The organism is Streptomyces sp. BK340, assembly GCF_007827595.1.
Taxonomy (GTDB): domain Bacteria; phylum Actinomycetota; class Actinomycetes; order Streptomycetales; family Streptomycetaceae; genus Streptomyces.
Map to the genome: position 1 here is coordinate 228,684 of NZ_VISR01000001.1, position 23,826 is coordinate 252,509.

Here is a 23,826-nt window from a genome sequence, read left to right on the forward strand (position 1 = left end):
CGGCGGCGGGCCGCACGCCCCGAATACGGCTACGCGTAGTGCCGGGCCTCGAAGACGTTGCCGTCCGGGTCCCGGAAATAGAAGTTCCGCTTCGCGTTCCCGCGGGCACCGGAGGAGTCGTGGCCGATGTCGGACACGGGGACGCGGTGTTCGGCCAGGCGGGCGCGCAGGGCGTCGAAGCCGGCGGACGACAGCGCCAGACAGACGTGGTTGACGGGATGGCCCGCGCTCTCGACGGAGCCGGGAAGCATGTTCATGCGCTCCACGAGGCTGTGCGGCGCGAGGTCCAGGATCGTCTCCTCGTTGACGCGTACGGAGACGAACGACACCTTTCCCTCGGTGTACTCGGCGACCTTCAGCGGCTCCAGGCCGACGGCGTTCTCGTAGAAGCCCGCGGCTGCGACCGGGTCGGCCACCCACAGGACGACGTGGTCGAGACGCGTGGTGTGGTCAGTCATGCGGTCCAGGCTGGTGGTGTCCCCCACAGACGGCAAGCGTTTAGCGGGATGCGGCGCCCGCCAGAGATGAGGAAGGACCGACGGACAGGAGGCGGGCACGTGGTGCTGGTGGTGTCGGAAGAAGTCCGGGAAGCGATGGACGCGCGGCGGCCGGTGGTGGCCCTGGAGTCCACGATCATCGCGCACGGGCTGCCACGTCCGCGCAATCTGCAGGTGGCGCTGGAGCTGGAGCACGTGGTGCGGCAGGAGGGCGCCGTCCCCGCGACCATCGCCGTCCTGGACGGGCGCCCGTACGTGGGCCTGGACAAGGAGCAGCTGGAGCGGATCGCGAACGAGGACGGCATCCGCAAGCTGGGCCACCGCGATCTGCCGCCTGCCGTGGCGGCGGGTGCGAGCGGGGCCACGACCGTGTCGGCGACGGCGCAACTGGCCGCGCTGGCGGGCGTCCGGGTGTTCGCCACGGGCGGGCTGGGCGGTGTGCACCGGGAGTGGACGGTGACCCAGGACGAGTCCGCCGACCTGGGCCTGCTGGCGCGGACCCGGATCACGGTGGTGTGCGCGGGCGTGAAGTCGATCCTGGACGTGCCGGCGACCCTGCAGCGGCTGGAGACGCTGGGCGTGGCCGTCGCCGGGTACCGCACCGACCGGTTCCCCGGGTTCTATCTGTCCGACTCCGGGCATCCGGTCGACTGGACGCTGCAGAGCCCGGAAGAGGTCGCCGAGGTCATGCGGGCGCAGGATGCGCTGAACGCGCCGGAGTCGGCGCTGATCGTCGCCAACCCTGTCCCGGAGGAGGAGCAGCTCGATCCGGGGCTGCACGCGCGCGTGCTCGCCGACGCGCTGCGCGCCTGTGACGAGGAGGGAGTCACCGGGCAGGCGGTCACGCCGTTCCTGCTCGACTTCCTGGTCCGGCACACGGACGGCGCCTCGCTGGACGCCAACCTGGCGGCGGTGCGCGGCAATGTGCGGCTGGCGGCGCGGATCGCGGCGGCGTGGACCAGGTAGTGCCCGCACCCCGGGGCAGGGCGCTGCTGGTCGTCGGGGACGTCGTCACCGATGTCGTCGCCCGGCACCGGGGGCCGCTCGCGACCGGCACCGACACGGCCGCCGCCATCCGGACCCTGCCGGGCGGCGCGGGCGCCAACGTGGCCTGCTGGGCGGCCCATACGGGCTGTGTGGACGTACGGCTGCTCGGGCGGGTCGGCGCGGACGCGGCGGAGTGGCACGAGCGGGAGCTGCTGGCGGCCGGGGTGCGGCCCAGGCTGGTGGTCGACCGGGAGGCGACGACCGGGACGGTGATCTGCCTCGTCGACACCGGCGCCTCGGCCGAGCGCACGTTTCTCACGGACAGCGGGGCATCCCTGCGGCTCGAACCCGCCGACTGGTCCGACGCGTTGCTCGACGGGGTCGCCCGGCTGCATCTGTCCGGCTATCTGTTGTTCTCCGAGCCGAGCCGGGCGCTCGCCGAGGTTGCCCTCGCCGCGGCACGTGGGCGTGGGGTGCCGGTCAGTCTGGACCCGGCGTCGGCGGGCTTCCTGCTGGAGTTCGGCGTGGACCGTTTCTTGGCGTTCACGGAGGGCCTGGACGTGCTGCTGCCCAGCCGGGACGAGGCGTGTCTGCTGACCGGGCTGCCCGAACCGGCGGACGCGGCGGCCAAGTTGAGCCGTCTGGTCCCGCTGGTGGTGGCCAAGTCGGGTGTGGCCGGGGCACTGGTGGCCCGTTCCGGGGCCGTGACCGCCCGGGTTCCGGCCGTGCCGGCGAACCCGCTGGACACCACGGGCGCCGGCGACGCCTTCACCGGCGCGTTCCTGGCCGCCCTGCTCACGGGCATGGATCCGGAGGAGGCGGCGGCACAGGGCTGCCGGGCAGGAGCACGAGCGGTGGAACGGGTAGGCGGCAGACCACCGCACCGGGGCGGGGACGGACAGGGGATGCCTCTGACCAACCTGACACACAAGGCACCTTCTGTCCGAAATGCCGACTTCTGACCTGGCCATCGTCTTCTGGATCATTGCCGCCGCCGTGCGACGCGGCCGGCTTCGTCGGCACTCAGCCCTTACGCCCCCACGCGGAGATCATCGGCGCGGTGGCCAGGTCCATGCCACCCGCCTCCACGTTGGCCAGGTGGCGGTCGATGTCCTCGTCGGTGGCGAGGCCTGCGGCCACGAGCCGGCCACGGATCTGGCGGACCGTGGCGGACTCCAGGGCTGTGCAGGCGGGCGAGGTGACGGGGAAGTACGCGTCCGCAGCCACGTCATGCAGCCCGGCCTCGCGGAGCAGACGCGGGAGCTTGCGGCCGTAGGACAGATCGGCGCCGCGGTCGGCGAGCAGCTTGCGGAAGCCCTGCCGAAGGCGGTTGGCGAGCCGCTGCTCGGGGCCGTGCTCGTCGGGGCAGATCAGGGGCTGAAGGGCCGGGTCGGCGTCCTCGATCAGCAGCATTCCGCCGGGCCGCAGCGCACTGACCATGGAGCGCAACGCCCTTTCCCGGTCCGGGACATGGACGAGGACCAGCCGGGCGTGCACCAGGTCGAAGCCGTCGCCCGGCGGCTCGTCCGCGCCCACGTCGTGGACGCGGACCTCGACCGGAGGGCGGGCCACGGCGGCGAGCCGCGAGGTGTCGATGTCGGTGGCCACGACCTGGCCGGCGGGTCCGACCTGCCGGGCGAGCCAGGACACCACGGAGGTACCGCCGGCCCCCACTTCCCAGCAGCGACGACCGGGGCCGACCCCGACCCCTTCGAGGTGCCGGAACGTCACCGGATCGAAGAGGGAGGCGAAGGCGCCGAAGCGCTCCCCCGCCTCGTCCTGCCGGTTGTTCAGGAGGTACCCGTCGGATGGCGTCATGCCGCGATCATCGCAGTCGCCCGGCTCACTCGAAGTCGTGCGGCTCACTCGAACCGGTTGTACCGACCGGCGCTCCGTCCACAGGCGGGAACAAAGCGGAACGGACTGTTCCCACAGGCTTACCCGCACTTTGCACCGGGCTGGCACACTGGCCGGGCAAGGCGCGAAGGCGTTGTGCGAGGAGATCCACGCGAGGAGATCCAGATGTCCATGGCAGGGAATCTGCGGAAGGTCACGGGGCTAGACAGGGTCGGCAGCCTGCGCAAGGTGGCGCGGCTGGCCCGGCGGCGGCCGCGCGTGGACCTGAGCCACCCCGCCCGGTCACCGCTGGGTTCCTCCGTGGTGAACTGCGTGACGTACCAGGACGGCACCCGGGTGCCCGGGTGCACCGACCTGGTGCACGCAGTGGAGATGGTGCGCAAGAGCGGCGAGGGGTTCGTCTGGCTGGGGCTGCACGAGCCGACGGACAGCGAGTTCGCGGGCATCGCCGAACTGTTCGACCTGCACCCGCTGGCGGTGGAGGACGCGGTGGAGGCCCATCAGCGCCCCAAGCTGGAGCGGTACGGGGAAACGCTCTTCGCCGTGTTCAAGACCGTCTGCTACGTGGAACACGAGCAGCTGACGGCGACGAGCGAGGTGGTCGACACCGGCGAGATCATGGTGTTCGTCGGCGAGGACTTCGTCATCACGGTGCGGCACGGGCGGCACGGCTCGCTCGGCCCGCTGCGCGAGGAGCTGGAGGCGGACCCGCAGCAGCTCGCCAAGGGGCCGGCGGCGGTGCTGCACGCGATCGCCGACCACGTCGTGGACGACTATCTGACCGTCACGGACGCGGTGCAGGCCGACATCGACCAGGTCGAGACGGACGTGTTCTCGGAGAACGGTGCGCGGGCCGACCCGGGGCGCATCTATCAGCTGAAGCGTGAACTCCTCGAACTGAAGCGGGCGGTGGTGCCGCTGGCCCGCCCGGTGGAGGATCTGGCGACCCGGCCGATCCGTGTGATCGACGCGGAGATACAGGCGTACTTCAGGGATGTGTTCGACCATCTGATGCGGGCCAAGGAGCAGATAGCCGCGTTCGACGAACTGCTCAACTCCATCCTGCAGGCACACCTCGCGCAGGTGACGGTCGCACAGAACGAGGACATGCGGAAGATCACGGCCTGGGCGGCGGTGATCGCCGTACCGACGATGGTGTGCGGGGTCTACGGCATGAACTTCGACCACATGCCGGAGCTGCACTGGCGGTTCGGCTATCCGCTCGTGATGGGCGTGATGGCGGCGGCCTGTCTCGTGCTCTACCGGGGCTTCCGGCGCAACGGCTGGCTGTGACCTCTCACGCCGAGAAGGCCACGACCTTCCGCGGGACGATCTTGATGATCACGCGGACCTCGTCGTCCTTCTCGGCCGGCGGGTCGATGCCGAGGTACTTGTGCGACAGCTCGTGCGGGAGCCGCTTGCCCTCGTCCGGCAGGATCTCGGCGACGCCCCGGATCTCGGCGGAGTGGTAGGGATTGGCGAGATCGAAGACGGTCAGGCTGATGCGCGGGTCACGGCGGAGGTTGCGCACCTTCTGACGGCCTTCGGTGGACGAGAAGAGCACGGTGTCACCCTCGCGCTTGATCCAGACCACCGAGTTCTGCGGGGCGCCGTCGGGGCCGAGGGTGGCGACGCCGGCGAAGTTCTTGCCGTCGAGGAGGGCACGGACGGAGTCGTCGAAGGCGACGGGAGCGCCGGAGGGGATTGCCATGACCCCACTCTAATTACATGCGCGTGCATGTAAAGGGGGTTGATCCGACCGCTTGGATCAGCCGCTCCAGGCGGGGTGGCGAGGATCGTCGGCACGCACGAGGACGTCGGCCGTGCCGGCCGGGTCGGTCTCGCCCTCGTAGCGCTCGAAGGCGGGGAGCGTCCAGTGGTCGGCCTCCGGGGTACGACGGCGCAGGGCGCCCTGGGAAAGGAGGACGTGGACGGTCAGGTCGAAGGGGAACCAGTGCCGCAGGAGAAGGGGGCCATGGAGCAACAGGATCCCGCCGGGCGGGAGTTGGACGTAGGGGCTGCGGGTGGCACGGTCGGTGACCGGGTCCCACAGGTCGGGCAGCACGCGGCCGTTGCCACCGGGGTCGAGTGGGCCGAAGACCTCGCGCCACAGCGCACCCGTGTCGAACCAGCCGTCGTAGTACGACTCCGCGTCCCGTCGCCCGTGTTCCAGACGGAGAGACGCAGGGCGCAGAAAGCCCTCGGCGCCGACGACGAGTGACGGCCGGCCGCGTACGCGCAGCGCCTCGGCGACGCGCTCGGCGAGGTCCACCGGACGGGCGGCCGGCGCCCCGTCGAAGCCGACGCGCGGCCAGGCGCCCCCGTCGGCCGGATCCAGCTCGAGCAGCCGGTCGGCGAGCAGCTCGGCGAGCCGGTCCCAGGTGATCGCTTCGAGTCGCACAGCCCCATGATGCCGGGAGGGGTCGGCCGGGAGGGATGGCAGGGGCGGCGACGGCAACCGGGACGGCCGTCCGGCCCCGGGCCCAGGTCGCCGGCGCACACCACTGGCCGTCGGCGGATACCGAAAGCGGTGGCGAGGCCGGCAGGGCGGGCGACGGGCACCGCGCCGGTCGGAAGTGTCGCCACGCCGGTGCGGCATCCGTACGCGGGTGTCGGTTTCGGCATCGGGGAGAAGGAGCGGCTGCGGCAGGTCGGGCGTGGGAGCGGTGGGCGGAGACGGGGAAAGAAGGGCGTATGGCACCTTCGTCAACTCCCCGGGTACCCAGTGGACTTGTCGCCGTCCAGCCGCTGCGGAGCAAGCGCTGCGCGGGGTGTCGGCGTGGTCCGCTCCCACTGCTCGTGCTGGAGGACGGGGCACCGCGCTGCCTCCACTGTGCCGACCTGGGGCACCTGGTGTTCCTGCCGCGGGGCGACACCGCGCTGACCCGCCGGGCGAGGGAGGAGAGCACGCTGTCGGTGGTGGTCGTGCGGTTCAACCGGCGCAGGAGCCGGTACGAACGGCAGGGCGTTCTCGTGGAGGAGGCGGCACTCGCCCGGGCCGAGGCACGGTGCCTGGCGGACGCGGAGGCGAGGCGTCGGCGGCGGGCCCGCGACGCCCGGCGCAGGGCGGCGGAGGACGAGCGGTTCACGGCAGCGTTCGCGGCGGAGATCCTACGGCTGTTTCCGGGGTGCCCGGCCGACCGCGCCCGGGCGATCGCGGCGCACGCGTCGGCGCGGGGCAGCGGGCGGGTCGGGCGCAGTGCGGCAGGACGGGCATTGACGGAGGGGGCGGTGATCTCGGCGGTCGTGGCAGCCGTACGGCACGTGGACACGCCGTACGACCAGCTGCTGATGAGCGGGGCGTCGAGGTTCGAGGCGCGGTGGCGGATCGCGGCGGGCGTGGAGAGCGTGCTGCGGGGGTGGGCAGAGGAGGCCGATGTCGGCTGAGGAGGCCGGACACGGAGCGGGGCCGGACACGCAGCGGGGCCGGACGCTCGCGAATGCGCCCGCGTCCCTCGGCCATGGTCGCCTCGGCGTGCTGCGCCTTGACTGGAGGGGAGCGATGAAGCCGGGTCTCGGCCCGGGAGGAGCTGGAAGTGGGGTGTGAACGTGATCGATGGGCCGTTCTTCGTGCTGGCCGTACTGGGTGTGCTGGGGACCGGGCTGGTGGCCGGGGTGTTCTGCGGGTTCTCGACCTTCGTGATGCGCGGGCTGGCCGCGCTGCCTGCGGCGCAGGGCGTCGCCGCGATGAAGGCGATCAACGTGGCGGCCGTGCGGCCCGCCTTCATGCTGGTGTTCATGGGCTCGGCGGCGCTGTGCGCGACGACCGCGGTGGTGACGTTCGTGGTGTGGCCCGACGCGGGCAAGGCGGAGCTGCTGCTGGGCAGCGCTCTGTATCTGTTCGGCTCCTTCGGGCTGACCATGGTCGCGAACGTGCCCCGCAACGACAGGCTGGCCCGGATGGCCCCGGGCAGCCCCGAGGCCACGGCGTACTGGCCGCGGTACGTGCGCGAGTGGACGGTCTGGAACCACGTCCGCACGGTCGCCTCCGCCGCGGCCGCCGTCGTGTACGTGCTGGCCCTCGCCTGAGCCTGTCCTGTACGGGATCGGGGAGGCGGCGGGCCGGGAGCTGAGGAAAACCGCTCAGAAAGCGCTGTCGGCCACTCTGCGTGCGGGTCGGGGTGGACGTATCGTGGCCGAAAGAGTGCCGCCCGATGACGCACGGCCCGTCGTACATCGAGTACCTCCGGTACACGTACGCGAGGAAGACGACCATGGCCGATCCCAAGGGGTTCATGACCACGCCGCGCCAGGAGTGGCCGCGGCGGCCCGTCGAGGAACGGGTCAGGGACTGGGACGAGGTCTACGTCCCGGGAGCGCTGCTGCCGATCGTCAGCAAGCAGGCGGACCGCTGCATGGACTGCGGCATCCCGTTCTGCCACGACGCCTGCCCGCTGGGCAATCTGATCCCCGAGTGGAACGACCTGGTCTCCCGCGAGGACTGGCGGGCCGCGAGCGACCGGCTGCACGCGACGAACAACTTTCCCGAGTTCACCGGGAGGCTGTGTCCGGCGCCCTGCGAGGCCGGGTGCGTGCTGGCGATCAACCAGCCGGCCGTGACCATCAAGAACGTCGAGTGCGCGATCGCCGACCGGGCGTGGGAGGAGGGTTTCACCCCGCCGCGGCCTCCGGACCGGCTGTCGGGAAAGACCGTCGCGGTGATCGGCTCCGGGCCGACCGGGCTCGCCGCGGCGCAGCAGCTGACCAGGGCCGGGCACACGGTCGCCGTGTACGAGCGGGACGACCGGATCGGGGGCCTGATGCGGTACGGCATCCCCGAGTTCAAGATGGAGAAGCGGCATCTGGACCGGCGGCTCGCCCAGATGCGGGCCGAGGGGACGAGGTTCCGTACGTCGACGGTGGTCGGGCGGGATGTCCCGGCGGACGATCTGCGGACCCGCTACGACGCGGTGGTGGTGGCCACGGGTGCGACGGCCTGGCGGGAGCTTCCGGTGCCGGGCCGGGAGTTGACCGGGATACACCAGGCGATGGTGTACCTGCCGCTGGCCAACCGGGTGTGCGCGGGGGATCTGGAGGCCTCGCCGCTGTCCGCGGCCGGAAAGCATGTGGTGATCGTGGGTGGCGGCGACACCGGAGCTGACTGTCTGGGCACCGCGGTGCGCGAGGGGGCCGCGTCGGTGACCCAGCTGGACATCTACGCGCAGCCGGGTACCGAGCGCGACGAGGAGGCCGAGCCGTGGCCGACGTACCCGAAGCTCTACCGGCTGTCCGCCGCGCACGAGGAGGCGCGGGACCTGCGGACGGCTCCGGCGGCGGACGCGGACGCGAGGCTGTTCGCGGCGTCCACGCTCCGCTTCGCCGGGGACGACAGCGGGCACGTGCGGTCGCTGCACCTGGTCGAGGTGGACGAGCGGCGGCAGCCGGTGCAGGGCACCGGGCGGACACTGCCCGCCGACCTGGTGCTGCTCGCCCTCGGTTTCTCCGGGCCCGACCGGGAGGACGGCCTGGTCGACCAGTTGGGACTGTTGATGGAGCCACGAGGCACGATCGCTCGCGACAGCGGCTTCGCGACCAACGTCGCCGGCGTGTTCGCCGCCGGGGACGCGGCGCGTGGACAGTCGCTCATCGTGTGGGCGATCGCGGAGGGGCGGGCGGTGGCGGCGGCCGTGGACCGTTACCTGACGGGAAGTTCACGGCTGCCGTCGCCGATATCTGCGCATGACCGGCCGATGTCCGTGTGAGGAAGCGGGAGTTGCGGCCTGCGGGCGTCAGCGGCGCCTCTCGTCCGTCCCCGCCACCTTCCCGGTCGCCAGCGCCACCCGGTTCCATGTGTTGATCGTGAGGATCAGGGCCAGGACCTGGGCCAGTTCCGCCTCGTCGAACTGGGCGGCGGCCTGGGCGTAGACCTCGTCGGGGACGCCCGCGCCGGCCACCAGGGTGACCGCCTCGGTCAGGGCGAGAGCGGCCTGCTCCTTCGGGGTGAAGAAGTGCCGGGCCTCTCGCCAGACGGCGACCATGTGCAGCCGGTCCTCGCTCTCGCCGGCCTTGCGGGCGTCGTTGGTGTGCATGTGGAGGCAGTAGGCGCAGTGGTTGAGGTGCGAGGCACGGATCTGGATCAGTTCGACGAGGGCCGGTTCGAGGCCGGCACGGGCGGCGGCGTCGAAGCCGATGAGGGCGCGGAAGGCCTTCGGGGCGGCCTTCGCGAAGTCCAGGCGGGTGCGGGCCGCCTCGGCCGCGTCGGTGGCCGCGGCAGGGGCGGGCGCGGGGGCGGCGGCCTGGGTGGCAGCGGGGGTGGTGGTCGCGGTGCCGATCGTGTTCGTCGTCGTCATGTGTTCAAACCTATGGCTCTGAAAGACCGGCTGTAGGGTGCATTTTCATGGTGGATTCATGGGTCAATTCAGCGGAGCGGATCGGCGCCGACCTGCACCTGGAGCTGTCCGGGCCGGGCGGTCGGCGGGCGGCGCTGATCCAGGCGCTGCGTGAGGCCGTGCGCAGCGGACGGCTGGCGCCGGGCACCCGGCTGCCGCCGTACCGCTCGCTCGCCGCCGACCTGGGCGTGGCCCGCAACACCGTCGCCGACGCGTACGCGGAGCTGGTCGCGGAGGGCTGGCTGACCGCCCGGCAGGGCTCGGGCACCCGGGTCGCCGAGCGTGCGGAGCCCCTGCGGCACGCCGAGCGCGTGCCCGAGAAGACACCTCCACGCGCGCGTGGGCCGCGGCACGATCTGCGGCAGGGCACCCCGGACGCCTCGGCCTTCCCGAGGGCGGCCTGGTCGGCCGCGTACCGCAGGGCGTTGCAGGCGGCACCCAGCGAGGCGTTCGGGCCGGGCGACCCCGCCGGGCGCCGCGAGCTGCGGGAGGCGCTCACGGACTATCTGGCACGCGCGCGGGGGGTGCGCACCGAACCGGACCGGATCGTGATCTGCTCCGGCTTCGCGCACGCCCTGCGGCTGCTGTTCGGGCAGGGCGGCGGAGGTGTGCTGCGCGGTCCGCTGGCCGTGGAGGCGTACGGCCTGGACTTCCACCGCGGGCTGCTCGCGGCGGCTGGAGTGCGGACCGTACCGCTCGCGCTGGACGAGCACGGGGCGCGGGTGGCGGAGCTGGGGCGGGAGCGGGCCACGCTGCTCACGCCCGCGCACCAGTTCCCGACCGGGGGTCCGCTGCATCCGGAACGCCGGGCGGCGGTGATCGACTGGGCACGCGCGCGGGGGGCGGTGGTTCTGGAGGACGACTACGACGGCGAGTTCCGGTACGACCGCAGACCCGTCGGCGCGCTCCAGGGGCTCGACCCGGAGCGGGTGATCCACATCGGCTCGGTCAGCAAGAGCCTGTCACCGGCACTGCGGCTGGGCTGGATGGTGCTGCCCGAGCGGTACGTCGGGCCGGTGCTCGCGGCCAAGGGGGAGCGGGAGGCGTGGGCGAGCGTGCCGGATCAGCTGGCGCTCGCGGACTTCGTGCTCTCCGGGTCGTACGACCGTCACGTACGGCGCATGCGGCAGTCGTACCGGCGCCGCCGTGACCGGTTGGTCGCGGCGCTCGCCGCACACGCGCCGCACATCGAGGTGACCGGCATCGCGGCCGGGCTGCACGCCGTGCTCAGGCTGCCGCCCGGCACCGAGCGGTCGGCGGTGAAGGCGGCCGCGTGGCAGGGGGTCGCCCTGGACGGACTGGCCGCGTTCCGGCACCCGCAGACGCGGATGCCGGCGGCCGACGGCCTGGTGGTCGGGTACGCAACGCCGCCGGAACACGCCTACGGTGCGGCGCTGGAGGCGTTGTGCGGGGTGCTGCCACCCGGGTGAGAGTCATGGGCAGGTCGAGCAAGAAGCAATAGGCATCAGGCAGTTCAGGAGAGCAGGAAGTCGGCCTCCCCCGCCTTGGCGCCCTCGATGAACGCGGTCATCTCGTCCGTGGTGTAGATCAGCGCCGGTCCGTCGGGGTCGGTCGACTGCCGTACGGCGATCCGGCCGTCGGCGAGCTTCATCGCCTCCAGGCAGTTTCCGCCGTTGCCGCCGCTCCAGGGCTTGTGCCACCCCTCGCTGCCCAACTCACGCGCGGGCATGCCGTTGTAGACGCGAGTGCGCGGCTCTATGTGATCCATTCACAGCTCCTTGCGGAGATCCTGGAGGATCTCCTTCGTGCGTTGTGCCGTGGCGGCCTGCGCCGCCATGCGGTCCATGACCTCCAGGTGGGTCGCCACCTCGGAACGCGCGTCCAGGTAGACGGCGCCGGTCATGTACTCGCTGTAGACCATGTCCGGGAGTTCCGGCATGGCGAATCGGAACAGGACGAAGGGTCCGTACGTCCCCGGGTGGGGCCCGTTGGCGAACGGGGCGACCTGGAGCGTCACATTCGGCAGCGTCGTGGCCTCGAGCAACTTCTCGATCTGCGTACGCATCACCTCCGGGCCGCCGACCGGGCGGCGCAGGGCCGTCTCGTCCATCACCGCCCAGAAACGGGGGGCGTCGGTACGAGTCAGCAGTTCCTGGCGTTGCATGCGCAGCGCGACATGGCGCTCGATGTCGTCGGGGCTGGTCTGGCCGATGGCACCCGACTTCAGCACGCCGCGCGCGTAGTCCTCGGTCTGCAGCAGACCGGGGACGAAGTGCGGCTCGTAGGAGCGGATGAGGGCGGCGGCGCCCTCCAGGCTGACGTACATCGAGAACCAGCCCGGCAGGATGTCGTGGAAACGCTGCCACCAGCCGGGCTTGTTGGCCTCCTCGGCCAGCTGGACGAAGAGGTCGGCCTCGGCCTCGGGAACTCCGTAGGCCTTCAGGAGCAGTTGCAGGTACGGGATCTTGAGGGCGACCTCGGCCATCTCCATACGGCGGATGGTGGCGGGGGCGACGCGGAGCACACCGGCGGCCTCCTCGCGCTTCAGCCCGGCACGCTCCCGCAGGTCCAGCAGGCGTCGGCCGAGGACCACCTGGCCCACGGTCGGCGCGGACCGCGGCTCGCTCACGCTCCCACCTCCGACACAAGAGTCCGCTCCGGCAAAAGAATCCCGACAGCCCTGCGGCGCCGTTCGAAGACTCATTCGAAGATCCGGCCGGATCGACGACGGTCCCAATTGGCGCCGCTCGAGGTGCTGTTGCGAGCAGTGTGCCACGGCGGTTGACCGAGTCACACAGCACTCTGCAATTTTCAGAGTGACACTTGCCAAGTGTCCACGCCGGGGAGATAGTGGCAAGCGTGATTCCGTCCGCGCCCTTAGGAACAGACGCCGCCGCAGACCGCCTTGGTCCAGGTGCGGCAACGGGAGCAGCCCCCGGTGGGGGCGCTGCCGAGCGCCGGTTCCGCTTCGAGCTGGCCGCACATCCGGGTTCCCCCGCCCAGGCGAGACGCCTGGCGCGTGCCCGGCTGACCGGCTGGTCGGTGTGCGCGGACACCTGCGACAACGCGGCCCTCGTCATATCCGAGCTGGTCACCAACGCGATCGTGCACACCGCGAGCAGTCGCGTCGTGTGCGAGCTGCACGACCACGACGACATGGTCCGCATAGCCGTGCGTGACGAGGGTTGTGCGCCCGGCGAGCCCCACCCCTCCCCGCAGCGCCCCGATGAGGAGCACGGGAGGGGGTTGCTCCTCGTCGACGCGCTGTGCCAGGCCTGGGGTGCGCAGGAACACGGGCCGGGGCTGCTGGTCTGGGCCGAGCTGGCCCGTCAGACCGACGCGGCCCTCGGCACCGTGGAACCCCGCAACGACCTGGGCTGGGGTGCCCGCCCGAAGCCGGACGGCCCGCCGCCCGGTCCGGGCGAGGAGGAAGAGGCACAGGCCCGGTACCGGGCCCCGAAGCAGCGGCAAGCGTGGGAACAGCCGTGAGCGGCGCCGACGACTCCGGCCGGCCGCTCGGCCTGGACACCCTGGTCCGCCTCGGACGCCGGCAGCACACGCCGGCCACGGTCCGTCGTCTGCAGGTGCCGGAGGGCATGACGTCACCGCTGGGCTGTGACGCCGTGGCCGTACCCGACCGCCTCGGACCTCTGATCGTCCCGCGGCTGCCCCGGGTGGGCTGCGTGTACGCCGACGGCACCCACTGGTGGTGGATCCTCCCGTCGGACTCCGACTACGCCCTCCCCTGGCCTGCCCCCGCCCAGTACGCCCCCGGCGCCCTGGTCCCCGCCACCGCCCGCCTGATCCACCGCCCCGAGGGCACGGTCCCCTACACCCCGCCGATCCCCCTCTACCTGGCTCTGTGCCGGGTGACGGGGACCACCCCGGACTGGTCCCGAGCCGTCTCTGCGTGAGGCTGCGCCGGGCTCGGCCGACGGGGTGAGGCGAGGCCGGGACTCCTGACCGGCACCTCCTCCTGACCAGCACCTCCTTCTGACCGGCACCTCCTCGCTCGCCCGACGCAACAGCGTCACGTCAGGTCCCGGCCCCGCGTCCCGGCCCGACGGCCACGCCCGCCACCGCCGCACGCCCGCCACCGCCGCACCCCCTACGCGCCCCCGGTGCCACCTCTCGCGCCCTGCCCCGCCGCCGGTCCGCCCGCGATAGTGGCCGTTCGGTCATGGGCCGCGGTGGAGGGGCACGGTGGGAGAGAAGCGCGAGGCGGGTGGCTCCGAGGTCTCGGGGTCGGAGCAGCTGCTGTTCGGGGGGCCGCTGCGGTACGACATGGGGTGGAACGAGCACGCGGAGGCCTTTCTGGAGCTGAGCTTCCGGGCGATGGTGGTCCGGTTGCCCGGCATGCTGGCGTCCAGCCTGCGGCTGGCCCGCCGGGCGGACCCGCGGGCGGCCCGGGTCGTGCTGGCCACCGAGCTCGCCCGGGGCGTGACCCAGGCGGTGAGCCTGCTGGCCGTGAACAGCGCACTCGGGAAGCTGCTTGCCGGGCCCGACATCGCGCAGCGGCTGCGCGCGGCCGCCCCCGCCCTGGCCGTCGTGGCCGCCGTGATGCTGGTCGCGGCGCTGCTGCGGGCCGCTTCGACCTATGCCACCGGACGGCTGGAGCCCAAGGTGGAGCGGGTGGCCACCGAGCTGTACCTGGAGCGGGCGGCCAACGTGGAGCTGGCCGCGATCGAGGACCACGCCTTCCACAAACTGCTGGACACCGCCCAGTACGGCGCCAGGTCCGCCCGCGGCATGATCTCCATCGGTGCCCGGGTCGTCAACGCGGTGATCTCCCTGATCGCGGCGGCCGGTGTGCTCACCGTGCTGCATCCGGCACTGCTGCCGCTGCTGGTCACCATGACCCTGCCCAGTGCCTGGGGCGCCCTGGTCAACGCCCGCCGCCGCTACGAGTCCTTCCACACCTGGGTGCAGCACGCCCGCGCGGGCCATCTGATCGGCAACCTGCTCACCGAGCCCGCCGCGGCGCCGGAGATCCGGGTGCACGGCGTCGGCCCGTTCCTGCTGCGGCATTTCCGCGCCATGTCGGAGACCGCCGAGGCGGAGCAGGCCCGGCTGTCCCGGCTGGCGGCCCGGACCGGCCTGGTCGCGGCCGCCTGGACGGGGCTCGCGACCGTCGCGACGTACGCCACGCTGGGCGCGCTGCTGCTGGGCGGCGCGATGGCCCTGTCCGTGGCCGGTACGGCGGTGATCGCGATCCGTACCGGATCGGCGAGCCTGGACACGCTGGTGCTGGAGATCAACGAGCTGCACGAGGAGGCCCTGTTCGTGGGCGATCTGCAGCGGCTGTACACCGAGGCGGCCGAGCGTGCGATCCCGGCCGGGGGCCTGCCGCTGCCCGAGGAGCCACGCGAGATCCGGTTCGAGAACGTCACGTTCGGCTATCCGGGTGAGGCGTCCCACCCCGCCCTCGACGACGTGAGCCTCACGCTCCCGCTCGGCCGGATCATCGCGCTCGTCGGCGAGAACGGCTCGGGCAAGACCACCCTGGTCAAGCTGCTCGCGGGTCTCTACACACCGGACCGGGGCCGGATCCTGTGGGACGGTGTCGACGCCGCGAGCGCCGACCGGCGGCTGCTCGCCGAGCGCGTCGCGATGGTGGCCCAGGACTTCAAGCGCTGGCCGTTCACCGCACGGGTGAACGTGGCCGTCGGCCGCTCCTCCGCGCCCCTCACCGAGGAACGTCTGACCGCGTCGATCGCCGAGGCGGGGGCCGAGGAGGTGGTGGCGGATCTGCCGCGCGGCCTGGACACGCTGCTGGCGCGCAACTTCAGCGGCGGCCACGAGCTGTCCGGCGGCCAGTGGCAGCGCCTCGGCATCGCCCGGGCGGCCTACCGGCGCGGGCGCATCCTGATCGTGGACGAGCCGACGGCTGCGCTGGACGCGCGGGCCGAGCTGGAGGTGTTCGACAAGATCCGGGCGCTGGCGGGCAGCGGTCAGACGGTCGTTCTGATCACCCACCGGCTGGCCTCGGTCCGCCATGCCGATCTGGTGCACGTGCTGGAGCACGGGCGGCTTGTGGAGTCGGGCACTCCGGAGGAACTCCTGGCCAGGGGCGGTGTCTACGCGGAGCTGTACGCGCTGCAGGCGGAGCAGTTCACGGCGAAGGTGCCGGCCCCGAAGCCGGCCTGAGCCGGCTCACTCCGTGGCGTCGCCGCGCACGATGACCAGGAAGGTGTCCGTCGCGAGGTCCATGACGACCTCGGCGGGCAGGCCTTCGAGCCGCCGGGCGTGCGCGAACTCCTCGGCCGGCCACGATCCCCGCGGGCCACCTGCGGGAAAGCACTCGAGCACGGTTCGCCCGTTCACCATCTCGCACCTCCAGAAAGCGTCGTACTTCTTGGAGTTAACGCCCTGGAGAAGGCTGACGGCTCGCTCGGTGACGGGACTGAGACATTGTTGACACCGGGTCAGGGCAGACCGTGAGAATCCGATCACTTTCCGATAGGAACGGCACATTCGGCGACAGTCTCGCCAGGTTCTGTGTCACTCCTCGTATTCGTCGTGGTACCGGAGCCGGTCGCTGCCCGCCGGGTCACGGCCGAGCGCGGTGAGGTCGAGCAGGCCGGTGGTGGCGCCGAGTCCGTCCAGGCCGTCGTCGTGGACCGAGTAGGTGTGGAAGACCTGGTCGCGCTCCCGCAGGAAGCAGCTGAGGCCGGGCCGCTCGACCAGCTCCCCGGCGCGCTCGACGGTCGCCTCGAAGTCACGGTTGAAGTCGCTGTGGCAGGACGAGTACCACGGTACCGCCCAGCCCATCCGCGCCTTGAACGGCAGGAGCCGGGTGAACGGCGCCCGGGAGACGGCCGCGAACGAGGTGTTCCGGGCCCGCAGATGGGCGAGGTGGCCGACCTGGTCGAGGAAGGCCGCGCAGCACGGGCAGCCCGCCTCCCACTCCGGCGCGAACATGAAGTGGTGGACGACGAGTTGGGCCCGCCCCTCGAAGAGGTCGAGGAGGGTGGCCTTGCCGTCGCCGCCCTCGAAGACGTACTCCGGGTCGACCTCGACCACGGGCAGCCGCCGCCGCTCGGCGCTCAGTATGTCCCGCGCCCTGCTGACCGCCTCCTCCTTGCGCAGCAACTCCTCGCGCGCCGCGCGCCACTGCTCACGCGAGACGATCTCCGGAAGCGACATGGGCCCTCCTGTCCGCCGGTCGGTTCGGGGTGGTGACCGCCGGCGGGGGCGGAACTCATCGGAGTACGGCGCCGGATTCCGGGATTTTTCTCCGGCACCGCTCAGGCGCCCCGGAGCCGGCTCACCCGTCCCGGGCCGGACTCAGGTGTCGTACTCCTGGATGCGCCGTCCGTGGCTCCGGTCGATCAGGGCGGGCAGTCTCCGGTCCAGCTCGCCCACGACGGCGGGCACGTCGAGGGTGAGGAGCTCGCGGTCCCGCATCAGGACGCGGCCGTCCACGACGGTGGTACGGACGTCGGCGGAGCGGGCGCTGTGCACGAGGGTGGCGGCGAGGTCGTGGACCGGCCGGGTGTGCGGGCCGGTGAGGTCGACCAGGATGATGTCGGCACGCCGGCCGGGGGCGAGGGTCCCGATGCTGCCGCCGAGGCCGACCGCGCGGGCGCTCTGCAGCGTGGCGTGGTGCAGGGCCTGGCGGGAGGTCAGCCAGCGCGGGTCGCCCTCGGTGGACTTCTGGATCAGGGAGGTCAGCGCCATCGACTCCCACACGTCGAGGGAGTTGTTGGAGGCGGCGCCGTCCGTGGCGAGGCCGACGGGGACACCGATCGCGCGCAGGGCCCGTACCGGGGTGGTGCCGGGCCAGGCGAACTTGAGATAGCCGCGGGGTGCGGTCGCCACCGCCGTACGGCCCCTCGTGCGGGCGAGGAGCGGCAGGTCGCGCTCGATGATGCCGGTGCCGTGGGCGACGAGCAGGTCGGTGTCGAGGAGTCCGGTGCGGTCGAGGACCTCGACGGGGGTGACGCCGTGCCGGGCGAGGCTGGTGTCGGTCTGGTCGCGGTTCTCGGCGGCGTGCAGGTGGACGGGAAGGCCGTGGGCGCGGGCGAGCTCGGCGGTGGCGGTGAGGTCGGCGTCCGTGACGGTGTAGGGGGCGTGCGGTGCGAGGGCGGTGGTGATGCGCCCGCCCGCGGCGCCCCGGTGGCCCAGCGCGAACTCCAGTGACCGTTCCCGTCCTCGCGGACCCTGTGAGGAGAAGTAGGCCTCGCCGAGGTGGGCCCGCATCCCGCACTCGGTGACGACGTCGGCGACCACGTCCATGTGGAAGTAGTGGTCGGCGAAGCAGGTGACCCCGCCGCGGATCATCTCGGCGCAGGCGAGCCGGGCGCCCAGTTCGACGTCCTTCCCGGTGAGGTTGGACTCGACGGGCCAGACGACGTCGTTGAACCACTCCTCGGTCGGCAGGTCCTCGGCGAGCCCGCGCAGGGCGACCATCGGTGCGTGCGTGTGGCAGTTGACGAGTCCGGGCATCGCGACCTGCCCGCGCGCCTCGATCCGCTCCGTGGCCGGCAGGTCCGCCGCGGCGGCCGCGGTGGTCACCGCCTCGATCACGCCTTCGCGTACGACGATCGCGGCGTCCTCACGGAAGGCGATCCGCTCGTCCCCGTCGTGCACGAGGACGGTGCAGCCGGTGACGATCAGGTCGGCGGGAGAGGCGCTCATGGGGCCAACGTACGACGGTCCCGTACCGGAGGGCGGGCCGAATCGCCCGGCCGGTGCTACGCGGCGGCAGGCGGCCGGCCAGGCTCCCGGCCGTCTTCCAACTCGTCGAGCAGTTCCTGCAGTTGACGGGTGTGCCGTGGGGTGAGGCGGCCGGTGTCGTCGAGGTGTACGGCGCAGGCCGTGGTGGTGTCGACGAGTCGTTCCAGGACGGCGGCGACGGCGTCCGTGCCCTCGGTGTGCCGGGCGAGGGCGGGCAGTTCGGCGGCGGAGAGCGCGATCGCGGTACGGGCTTCGGCGAGGGTGCGGTAGGCCTCGCGGCGCAGCGCCCATCGTTCGGTGCGGTCGCCGGACTCGTTCAGGACGTGCACGAGATAGGCGTGCGCGGCGCTCGCGGCGACGGCGAGCCGGGCCCGTACCCCGCCGCCCCGCTCCCCCGGCATCGGCAGATGTCCGACGATCAGCACGATCACGCAGGCCAGCAGGGTCTCGCCGATCCGGCTGACGGAGGCCTGCGGCTCGCCGCCGGCCATCACCAGGGCCAGCACGAGGACGGTGACGACGGTGGTGAGGGCGCCGAAGTTCCGGGTGGCGACGGGGACGAGCGCCCCGCACACCGCCACCAGCACGATCAGCCCCTCCGGGCGCGGCAGCGGCGTGGCGAGCCCGGCGAACACCAGGGCACCGAGCACGGTCCCGGCGGCCCGGCTCAGCACGCGGGAGGCGAGCGGCCCGAGGTCGGGCTTGACGAGGAAGACGGCGGTGGCGGGCAGCCAGTACCAGTGCTGGTGCTGCCCGTACCAGCGGGTGTGGTGCAGGGCCTGGGCGACGGCGGCGCTGGCCCCGAAGCAGAGCGCGACGCGCAGCCCGTACTCCCGTCCGCCGGTGCCGAGCGCGGCCCGGACGGCGTCCGCGACGCCGCGGCGCCGGGCGAACGGCCGGTGTGCGCCGCCCGCGGTCCGGTCGAAGGCCTCCGCTGCGCGCAGCAGGGCGTTGTCGAGGGCGCGCAGGGCGGGGGCGACGGGGCTTGCCCCGCGCGAGCGAAGCCGAGCGTGGGGGAACCCAGGGGCCGGCAGCGGGCCGGTGCCGGTGTTGCCGCGGACGGCGGCGGCGAGCCGCCGGGGCCCTTCCGCCGCGCGCGCGGAGACGGGCTCGCCCGCCCAGGCGAGGGCGGTGGCGGCTTCGGCCATGGGCAGCGCGGCGGCGTACTGGGCGTGCAGCCTGCGCTCGGCGGTGGAGCCGGCGCACCGGCGCAGCCGGGGCCCGGCGAGGGCGTCCTGGGCGTGGTCGAGGGCGGCGGTGAGCGCGGCCCGGCGGGTGGTGGCGGTGTCGCCGCCCACGGCGTCGAGCAGCTCGGCGACGGCGTCGTACACGTCGGCGACCGCCTCCCGTTCGCCGTCGAAGCGGAAGTCCCCGGTGAGCGAACCGGGCGTGGGCAGCGCCAGCCGCAGCAGGAGCAGCCAGCCGGCGCCGGCGAGGAAGGCGAGGGCCCGCTGCCAGCCGCTCTCGGCCGCCGGCATCCCCGCACCGATGGCGGCGGCGACGAGCAGCTGGGTACCGGCGGCGGAGGCGACGGGCCCGACGGCACTCGCGCCTCCTGCGGCCAGCCCGAGGAGAGTGAGGAAGAGGGTCAGCGGTACGGCGGACAGCAGCTGCCCGGTGTACGTCCCCACGAGCAGCCCGAGGGCGCCGGCCAGCGCGGGCACCCCGAGCCGACGGACGGAGGCCCGCCTGCTGCCGGGCCGGTCGTTGATACCGGCGAGCATCGCGGCGATGGCGGCGACCACCCCGTCGGAGACATGTCCCGCGACGACGCCGGCGAGCAGCAGCGGCCCGGCGGCGAGCGCACCCCGGGTCACCGCGCTCCAGGGGACGGGCCCGCGCTGGGTGCGGAACGCATGGGCGAGCCAAGGGGGCAGGGTCGGTACGGCGGGGCGCGGCACGGGGCTCCTGTTCGTTCGAGGGCAGGGGTGAGCCTTCGGACGACGGCGGCCGGACTGCTGGATGTGTGTCCCACGGTAGATCGCTTTCACCGGGCAAACGGGGTGATCACGTTTCGGGGAGGTGAAAGGTGGCGGGGTGGGGGGTTTCTTTATGAACGCAATGTGCCCGGGGTCCTGGGGCCAAGGTCGCCCCCTCACCTCTCGGGACCCGGTCCGAGGATCGTGCGGGGCGTTCGGCGAGGGCCGCCGCCCGGCGCCGGCGGCGGGCGGTGTCGGCGAGGGTCACGGTGGCGCGCCGGGAGGCGGGCGGCGGCACGTCGGACCGGCCGTCCGGGGCCGTTGCCGAGCCGGAAATTCGGGTGCGGAGGCTGGGGCGGGCGCCGGATGATCGGCAGGTTGTCCACCCACCACCCTTGGGGCCGCCATGATTCGCCGAGTGACCGTACCGGGGCTCTTCCCGCCGCCCACCTACTCCCACGCCTCCGTCGTCGAGGCCGGGACGAAGCTCGCGTTTCTCGCGGGAGCCGTGCCGCTCGACGCGAAGGGGGAGGTGGTGGGAGCCGGGGATCCCGTGCGGCAGGCGGAGCAGGTGGTCGCCAATCTCCGGGAGCAACTGCGCTCGGTGGGCAGCGACTTGGAGCATGTCGTCGCGACCGACGTGTACGTCGTGAGCGGCGAGCCGTCGGTGCTGTCCGCGGTGTGGGAGGTCGTCGAGGCCTCGGGGCTGAGCCGGGGACCGCACTCGTCGACGCTGCTCGGTGTCGCCTGCCTCGGGTACACCGGGCAGCTGGTGGAGATCACGGCGACGGCCGTGGTGCCGGAGCGGGAGGAGGGCGGGGTGACGGCGGAGCCGGTCCTTCGCCGTGCGGTGGCGGCGGACGCCCGTGCCGTCGCCGACGTGTGGCTGCGGTCCTACGACGCCGCGTTGCCCACGGTCGTGCGGCCGCGCTCCGACGACGACGTGCGCGACTACTTCCGTGAGGTCGTGGTGCCGTCGCGGGAGACCTGGGTCGCCGCGACGGGAGACGGCGAGATCGTGGGCATGATGGTGCTCGCCGGCGACGAGCTGTCCCAGCTGTACCTCGACCCCGGCTGGCGCGGCCGTGGCATCGGCGACCGGTTCGTCGCGCTGGCCAAGGAGCGGAGTCCGGGCGGACTCGGCCTGTGGACCTTCCAGGTCAACGAGCCGGCCCACCGGTTCTACGAGCGGCATGGATTCGTCGCCGTCGAGTACACGGACGGCCGCGACAACGAGGAGCGGGAGCCGGACGTGCGGTACGAGTGGCGGCCCTGAGGGACGCCCGGACGTCCATGTGAAGAACACCCAGGTGAAGGAGGTCCATGTGCGGGACGTCCACGTGCAGGACGTAGGCGTGCAGGACATCGACGTGAAGGGTGTCCCTCACGTCCTCGGGCGTGCTCCCCAGGTCCTGCCCTTCGGCAGTGGCTTCGCATAGGTGCCCGCCCGGCTGGTCGTCAGTCCCAGCGACGCCAGCGACTCCGCCAGCTTCACCGCCGCTCCGACTCCGTCGACCACCGGGAGCCCGAGCTTCTCCCCCACCGCCCGCTGCAGTCCTGTCATCCCGGCGCAGCCCAGCACCAGGACCTCGGCACCGGCCTCGCGGGCCCGTTCGGCAGCGGCGAGGAAGGCGGCCTCGGTGCGGGCCGGGTCGTCGGCGAGGTCGAGCACGCCGAGGCCCGTGCCGATCACGGCGGCGCAGTTGCGGGCCACACCGGCACTCTCCAGGCTGTCCTCGATCTGGCCGCGGGACCGGTCGAGGGTGGTGACGACCCCGTACCGCCGCCCGAGGAGGCAGGCGAGGTGGGCCGCGGCCTCGGTGATGTCCACGACGGGCACGTCCACCAGCTCCCGTACGCCCTCCCGGCCGTGCTCCCCGAACCCGGCCAGCACGACGGCGTCGTACGGCGGGCCGGCGTAGGTGCGCAGTGCGTCGAGGACGGCCGCGGCCGAGAGGTAGCTGTCGAGCCAGCCCTCGGCCGATGCCGGGCCCCACGCGGGGGTCAGCCCGGTCACGGTGGTGCCCGGGGCTGCGGCGGCCCGGGCACCACGGACGATCTCCTCGGTCATCTCCTGCGTGGTGTTGCAGTTGGTGACGACGATCCGCACGTCCGTCAGACCTCCGCCCCGGCCGTCCGGGCCCGCCCGCCGCGGCACAGCAGCGCGTACAGCCCGGCGGCCAGCGCCGTGCCGATGAACCAGGAGTACGGCGCCACGTCACTGAAGGCCTTGACCAGCGCCAGCACCGCGGCGACCGCAGCCGAGGGCAGGAACGCCCACAGAGCCTTCGGGTTGACGCCCTTGCGGTAGTAGTAGCGGGAGCCGGGTGTGGCGTCGAAGAGCTGGTTCACGTCGACCCGGCCGCGCTTGACCGCATGGTAGTCGACCATGATCACGCCGAACAGCGGTCCCAGGAAGGCGCCGAGGCCACCGAGGAAGTAGTTGACCACGGTCGGGTTGGAGAAGAGGTTCCAGGGGGTGACGACCAGGGCGGCCACGGTGCTGATCAGTCCGCCGACCTTGAAGGTGATCTTCTGGGGCCAGACGTTGGCCAGGTCGTACGCCGGTGAGACGAAGTTGGCGACGATGTTGACCCCCATCGTGGCGATGGCGAACATCAGCGCGGCCAGCAGCAGCACCCAGGTGTTGCCGACCTTGGCGACCAGCTCCGCCGGGTCAGTGATGGCCTCGCCCCAGACCTCCAGGGAGCCCGCGGTGACGATGACGGAGACGACGACGAAGGCGGTGGAGTTGATGGGCAGGCCCCAGAAGTTCCCGCGCCGGACCGTCCTGTAGTCGGGTGCGAAGCGGGAGAAGTCGCAGAAGTTGAGCATCAGCGTGCCGTAGGTGGCGAGGACCAGGCCGATCGCGCCGAACCACTGCCGCCACTGCTCACCGACGGAGACCGGGTGCGGCGTGGAGGTGAGCGAGATGCTCCAGTGGGCCTTGGCCAGGACCCAGACCGCCAGCGCGATCATCACCAGCCAGATCGCCGGACCGCAGAAGTCCTGGAACTTCCGTACCGATTCCATGCCCTGACTGATGATCAGTGCCTGGATCAGCCAGAGGGAGACGAAGGAGATCCAGCCGAGGGCGTCCAGGCCGAGGAAGGAAGTGTGGGTCAGGGACTCCAGGCCCGGCCAGGCCGCCAGTAGCATCACGTTGACGGCGACGGAGGCCAGATAGGTCTGGATGCCGTACCACATGATGGCGATCACGGCCCGGATCAGGGCCGGGATGTTGGCGCCCCAGACGCCGAAGCTGATGCGGCTGACGACTGGGAAGGGGACGCCGTGGCGCTGGCCGATCCGCCCCATCCAGTTCATGCCGGCGTAGATGAGCACGAAGCCGGCGAGCAGGGAGGTGAAGACCTGCCAGACGTTCATGCCGAGGACCAGCAGACCGGCGGCGAAGGTGTAGTTGCCGAGGTTGTGGACGTCGGACATCCACATGGCGAACAGGTCGAAGACCTTCCAGTTCCGCTGCTCCGCGGGGGCGAGGTCCTCGTTGGTGAGGCGTGGGTCGGGGACGAACGCTGGGGCGCCGGTGGCTTCGGCGCGGTCGGCGAGGGACACGGGGCCTCCATGGGCGAGGGG

Annotated in this window: 24 protein-coding genes and 1 pseudogene; 12 read left to right on the top strand and 13 right to left on the bottom strand. The window is 72.5% G+C overall.

The window, feature by feature from the left end; genetic code table 11:
* Positions 1 to 29: 29 nt before the first annotated feature.
* The gene (locus FB157_RS01105) at positions 30 to 458 is read right to left on the bottom strand and encodes a VOC family protein (RefSeq protein WP_145874993.1); all 429 of its coding nucleotides are present in this window, start codon (positions 456 to 458) and stop codon (positions 30 to 32) included.
* 102 nt (positions 459 to 560) lie between these two features.
* Between FB157_RS01105 and FB157_RS01110 the strand changes: the two genes are divergently transcribed.
* Both FB157_RS01110 and FB157_RS01115 read left to right on the top strand, forming a co-directional pair.
* Positions 561 to 1,463, top strand: a complete 903-nt coding sequence (locus tag FB157_RS01110) for a pseudouridine-5'-phosphate glycosidase (protein ID WP_145875684.1) — start codon at positions 561 to 563, stop codon at positions 1,461 to 1,463.
* A complete protein-coding gene (locus tag FB157_RS01115) occupies positions 1,451 to 2,446 on the top strand; it encodes a carbohydrate kinase family protein (protein ID WP_145874994.1) in 996 nt (331 codons plus the stop codon). Before FB157_RS01110 ends, FB157_RS01115 begins: the two co-directional genes overlap by 13 nt.
* Positions 2,447 to 2,507: 61 nt before the next feature.
* Here FB157_RS01115 and FB157_RS01120 read toward each other — a convergent pair whose 3' ends face one another.
* Positions 2,508 to 3,302 (bottom strand): methyltransferase, encoded by a 795-nt coding sequence (locus FB157_RS01120; protein ID WP_145874996.1) that lies wholly within the window; start codon positions 3,300 to 3,302, stop codon positions 2,508 to 2,510.
* A 204-nt stretch (positions 3,303 to 3,506) separates the two neighbouring features.
* On the opposite strand from FB157_RS01120, the gene corA reads away from it, so the two are divergent.
* On the top strand, positions 3,507 to 4,634 hold the full coding sequence (gene corA / locus FB157_RS01125; RefSeq protein WP_145874998.1) for a magnesium/cobalt transporter CorA: 1,128 nt from the start codon (positions 3,507 to 3,509) through the stop codon (positions 4,632 to 4,634).
* A 4-nt stretch (positions 4,635 to 4,638) separates the two neighbouring features.
* On the opposite strand, the gene FB157_RS01130 is transcribed toward corA, so the two are convergent.
* Positions 4,639 to 5,052 (bottom strand): PPOX class F420-dependent oxidoreductase, encoded by a 414-nt coding sequence (locus FB157_RS01130; protein WP_145875000.1) that lies wholly within the window; start codon positions 5,050 to 5,052, stop codon positions 4,639 to 4,641.
* Positions 5,053 to 5,109: 57 nt separating this feature from the next.
* Positions 5,110 to 5,742 (bottom strand): uridine kinase, encoded by a 633-nt coding sequence (locus FB157_RS01135; RefSeq protein ID WP_145875001.1) that lies wholly within the window; start codon positions 5,740 to 5,742, stop codon positions 5,110 to 5,112.
* 293 nt (positions 5,743 to 6,035) lie between these two features.
* On the opposite strand from FB157_RS01135, the gene FB157_RS01140 reads away from it, so the two are divergent.
* The 3 genes from FB157_RS01140 (at position 6,036) to FB157_RS01150 (ending at position 9,043) form a co-directional block, all read left to right on the top strand.
* Positions 6,036 to 6,728: a DUF2293 domain-containing protein gene (locus FB157_RS01140; RefSeq protein ID WP_145875003.1), complete on the top strand. Its 693-nt coding sequence runs from the start codon at positions 6,036 to 6,038 to the stop codon at positions 6,726 to 6,728.
* 162 nt (positions 6,729 to 6,890) lie between these two features.
* Positions 6,891 to 7,370: a DUF1772 domain-containing protein gene (locus FB157_RS01145; protein ID WP_145875686.1), complete on the top strand. Its 480-nt coding sequence runs from the start codon at positions 6,891 to 6,893 to the stop codon at positions 7,368 to 7,370.
* A 185-nt stretch (positions 7,371 to 7,555) separates the two neighbouring features.
* The gene (locus FB157_RS01150; protein WP_145875688.1) at positions 7,556 to 9,043 is read left to right on the top strand and encodes a glutamate synthase subunit beta; all 1,488 of its coding nucleotides are present in this window, start codon (positions 7,556 to 7,558) and stop codon (positions 9,041 to 9,043) included.
* Positions 9,044 to 9,070: 27 nt separating this feature from the next.
* On the opposite strand, the gene FB157_RS01155 is transcribed toward FB157_RS01150, so the two are convergent.
* Complete coding sequence (locus FB157_RS01155) at positions 9,071 to 9,631, bottom strand: carboxymuconolactone decarboxylase family protein (protein ID WP_145875005.1); 561 nt, start codon at positions 9,629 to 9,631, stop codon at positions 9,071 to 9,073.
* A gap of 47 nt (positions 9,632 to 9,678) precedes the next feature.
* On the opposite strand from FB157_RS01155, the gene FB157_RS01160 reads away from it, so the two are divergent.
* Positions 9,679 to 11,100 carry a PLP-dependent aminotransferase family protein gene (locus tag FB157_RS01160; protein ID WP_145875006.1) on the top strand — a complete coding sequence of 474 codons (1,422 nt, stop codon included), beginning with the start codon at positions 9,679 to 9,681 and terminating at the stop codon, positions 11,098 to 11,100.
* 44 nt (positions 11,101 to 11,144) lie between these two features.
* Here the strand turns inward: FB157_RS01160 and FB157_RS01165 are convergent, their stop codons facing one another.
* Complete coding sequence (locus FB157_RS01165) at positions 11,145 to 11,399, bottom strand: DUF397 domain-containing protein (protein ID WP_145875008.1); 255 nt, start codon at positions 11,397 to 11,399, stop codon at positions 11,145 to 11,147.
* The gene (locus FB157_RS01170; protein ID WP_145875010.1) at positions 11,400 to 12,260 is read right to left on the bottom strand and encodes a helix-turn-helix transcriptional regulator; all 861 of its coding nucleotides are present in this window, start codon (positions 12,258 to 12,260) and stop codon (positions 11,400 to 11,402) included.
* Between the two features lie 221 nt (positions 12,261 to 12,481).
* Between FB157_RS01170 and FB157_RS01175 the strand changes: the two genes are divergently transcribed.
* From FB157_RS01175 to FB157_RS01185, 3 genes are all read left to right on the top strand, one after another.
* Entirely contained in the window at positions 12,482 to 13,120 is a 639-nt protein-coding gene (locus tag FB157_RS01175; protein ID WP_145875012.1) for an ATP-binding protein, read from the top strand.
* Positions 13,105 to 13,545, top strand: a complete 441-nt coding sequence (locus FB157_RS01180) for a hypothetical protein (protein ID WP_391336489.1) — start codon at positions 13,105 to 13,107, stop codon at positions 13,543 to 13,545. The genes FB157_RS01175 and FB157_RS01180 overlap by 16 nt, the downstream gene beginning before the upstream one ends.
* A 289-nt stretch (positions 13,546 to 13,834) precedes the next feature.
* The gene (locus tag FB157_RS01185) at positions 13,835 to 15,778 is read left to right on the top strand and encodes an ABC transporter ATP-binding protein (RefSeq protein WP_145875014.1); all 1,944 of its coding nucleotides are present in this window, start codon (positions 13,835 to 13,837) and stop codon (positions 15,776 to 15,778) included.
* Between the two features lie 6 nt (positions 15,779 to 15,784).
* Here FB157_RS01185 and FB157_RS47045 read toward each other — a convergent pair whose 3' ends face one another.
* The 4 genes from FB157_RS47045 to FB157_RS01200 form a co-directional block, all read right to left on the bottom strand.
* A complete protein-coding gene (locus tag FB157_RS47045; RefSeq protein ID WP_186581274.1) occupies positions 15,785 to 15,958 on the bottom strand; it encodes a hypothetical protein in 174 nt (57 codons plus the stop codon).
* A gap of 174 nt (positions 15,959 to 16,132) precedes the next feature.
* On the bottom strand, positions 16,133 to 16,777 hold the full coding sequence (locus FB157_RS01190; RefSeq protein ID WP_145875016.1) for a DUF899 domain-containing protein: 645 nt from the start codon (positions 16,775 to 16,777) through the stop codon (positions 16,133 to 16,135).
* A 141-nt stretch (positions 16,778 to 16,918) separates the two neighbouring features.
* On the bottom strand, positions 16,919 to 18,271 hold the full coding sequence (locus FB157_RS01195) for an amidohydrolase (protein WP_145875019.1): 1,353 nt from the start codon (positions 18,269 to 18,271) through the stop codon (positions 16,919 to 16,921).
* Positions 18,272 to 18,327: 56 nt separating this feature from the next.
* Positions 18,328 to 20,211 (bottom strand): FUSC family protein, encoded by a 1,884-nt coding sequence (locus FB157_RS01200; RefSeq protein ID WP_186581275.1) that lies wholly within the window; start codon positions 20,209 to 20,211, stop codon positions 18,328 to 18,330.
* A gap of 424 nt (positions 20,212 to 20,635) precedes the next feature.
* On the opposite strand from FB157_RS01200, the pseudogene FB157_RS48180 reads away from it, so the two are divergent.
* Positions 20,636 to 20,968 (top strand): annotated as a pseudogene (locus tag FB157_RS48180) (RidA family protein); the annotation flags it as partial.
* Between the two features lie 81 nt (positions 20,969 to 21,049).
* Entirely contained in the window at positions 21,050 to 21,505 is a 456-nt protein-coding gene (locus tag FB157_RS48185; RefSeq protein WP_261386142.1) for a GNAT family N-acetyltransferase, read from the top strand.
* Positions 21,506 to 21,613: 108 nt separating this feature from the next.
* Here FB157_RS48185 and FB157_RS01210 read toward each other — a convergent pair whose 3' ends face one another.
* Positions 21,614 to 22,339 carry an aspartate/glutamate racemase family protein gene (locus FB157_RS01210; RefSeq protein WP_145875023.1) on the bottom strand — a complete coding sequence of 242 codons (726 nt, stop codon included), beginning with the start codon at positions 22,337 to 22,339 and terminating at the stop codon, positions 21,614 to 21,616.
* A 5-nt stretch (positions 22,340 to 22,344) separates the two neighbouring features.
* Positions 22,345 to 23,805 carry an NCS1 family nucleobase:cation symporter-1 gene (locus FB157_RS01215; RefSeq protein WP_145875025.1) on the bottom strand — a complete coding sequence of 487 codons (1,461 nt, stop codon included), beginning with the start codon at positions 23,803 to 23,805 and terminating at the stop codon, positions 22,345 to 22,347.
* Between the last annotated feature and the right edge of the window lie 21 nt (positions 23,806 to 23,826).

Bases quoted from the DNA above. Each gene is read 5' to 3' on its own strand.
- FB157_RS01105 (WP_145874993.1), bottom strand. From the start codon at position 458: ATGACTGACCACACCACGCGTCTCGACCACGTCGTCCTGTGGGTGGCC.
- FB157_RS01130 (WP_145875000.1), bottom strand. From the start codon at position 5,052: ATGGCAATCCCCTCCGGCGCTCCCGTCGCCTTCGACGACTCCGTCCGT.
- FB157_RS01160 (WP_145875006.1), top strand. From the start codon at position 9,679: ATGGTGGATTCATGGGTCAATTCAGCGGAGCGGATCGGCGCCGACCTG.
- FB157_RS01165 (WP_145875008.1), bottom strand. From the start codon at position 11,399: ATGGATCACATAGAGCCGCGCACTCGCGTCTACAACGGCATGCCCGCG.
- FB157_RS01140 (WP_145875003.1), top strand. From the start codon at position 6,036: ATGGCACCTTCGTCAACTCCCCGGGTACCCAGTGGACTTGTCGCCGTC.
- FB157_RS01195 (WP_145875019.1), bottom strand. From the start codon at position 18,271: ATGAGCGCCTCTCCCGCCGACCTGATCGTCACCGGCTGCACCGTCCTC.
- FB157_RS47045 (WP_186581274.1), bottom strand. From the start codon at position 15,958: ATGGTGAACGGGCGAACCGTGCTCGAGTGCTTTCCCGCAGGTGGCCCG.
- FB157_RS01190 (WP_145875016.1), bottom strand. From the start codon at position 16,777: ATGTCGCTTCCGGAGATCGTCTCGCGTGAGCAGTGGCGCGCGGCGCGC.
- FB157_RS01120 (WP_145874996.1), bottom strand. From the start codon at position 3,302: ATGACGCCATCCGACGGGTACCTCCTGAACAACCGGCAGGACGAGGCG.
- FB157_RS01150 (WP_145875688.1), top strand. From the start codon at position 7,556: ATGGCCGATCCCAAGGGGTTCATGACCACGCCGCGCCAGGAGTGGCCG.
- corA (WP_145874998.1), top strand. From the start codon at position 3,507: ATGTCCATGGCAGGGAATCTGCGGAAGGTCACGGGGCTAGACAGGGTC.
- FB157_RS01155 (WP_145875005.1), bottom strand. From the start codon at position 9,631: ATGACGACGACGAACACGATCGGCACCGCGACCACCACCCCCGCTGCC.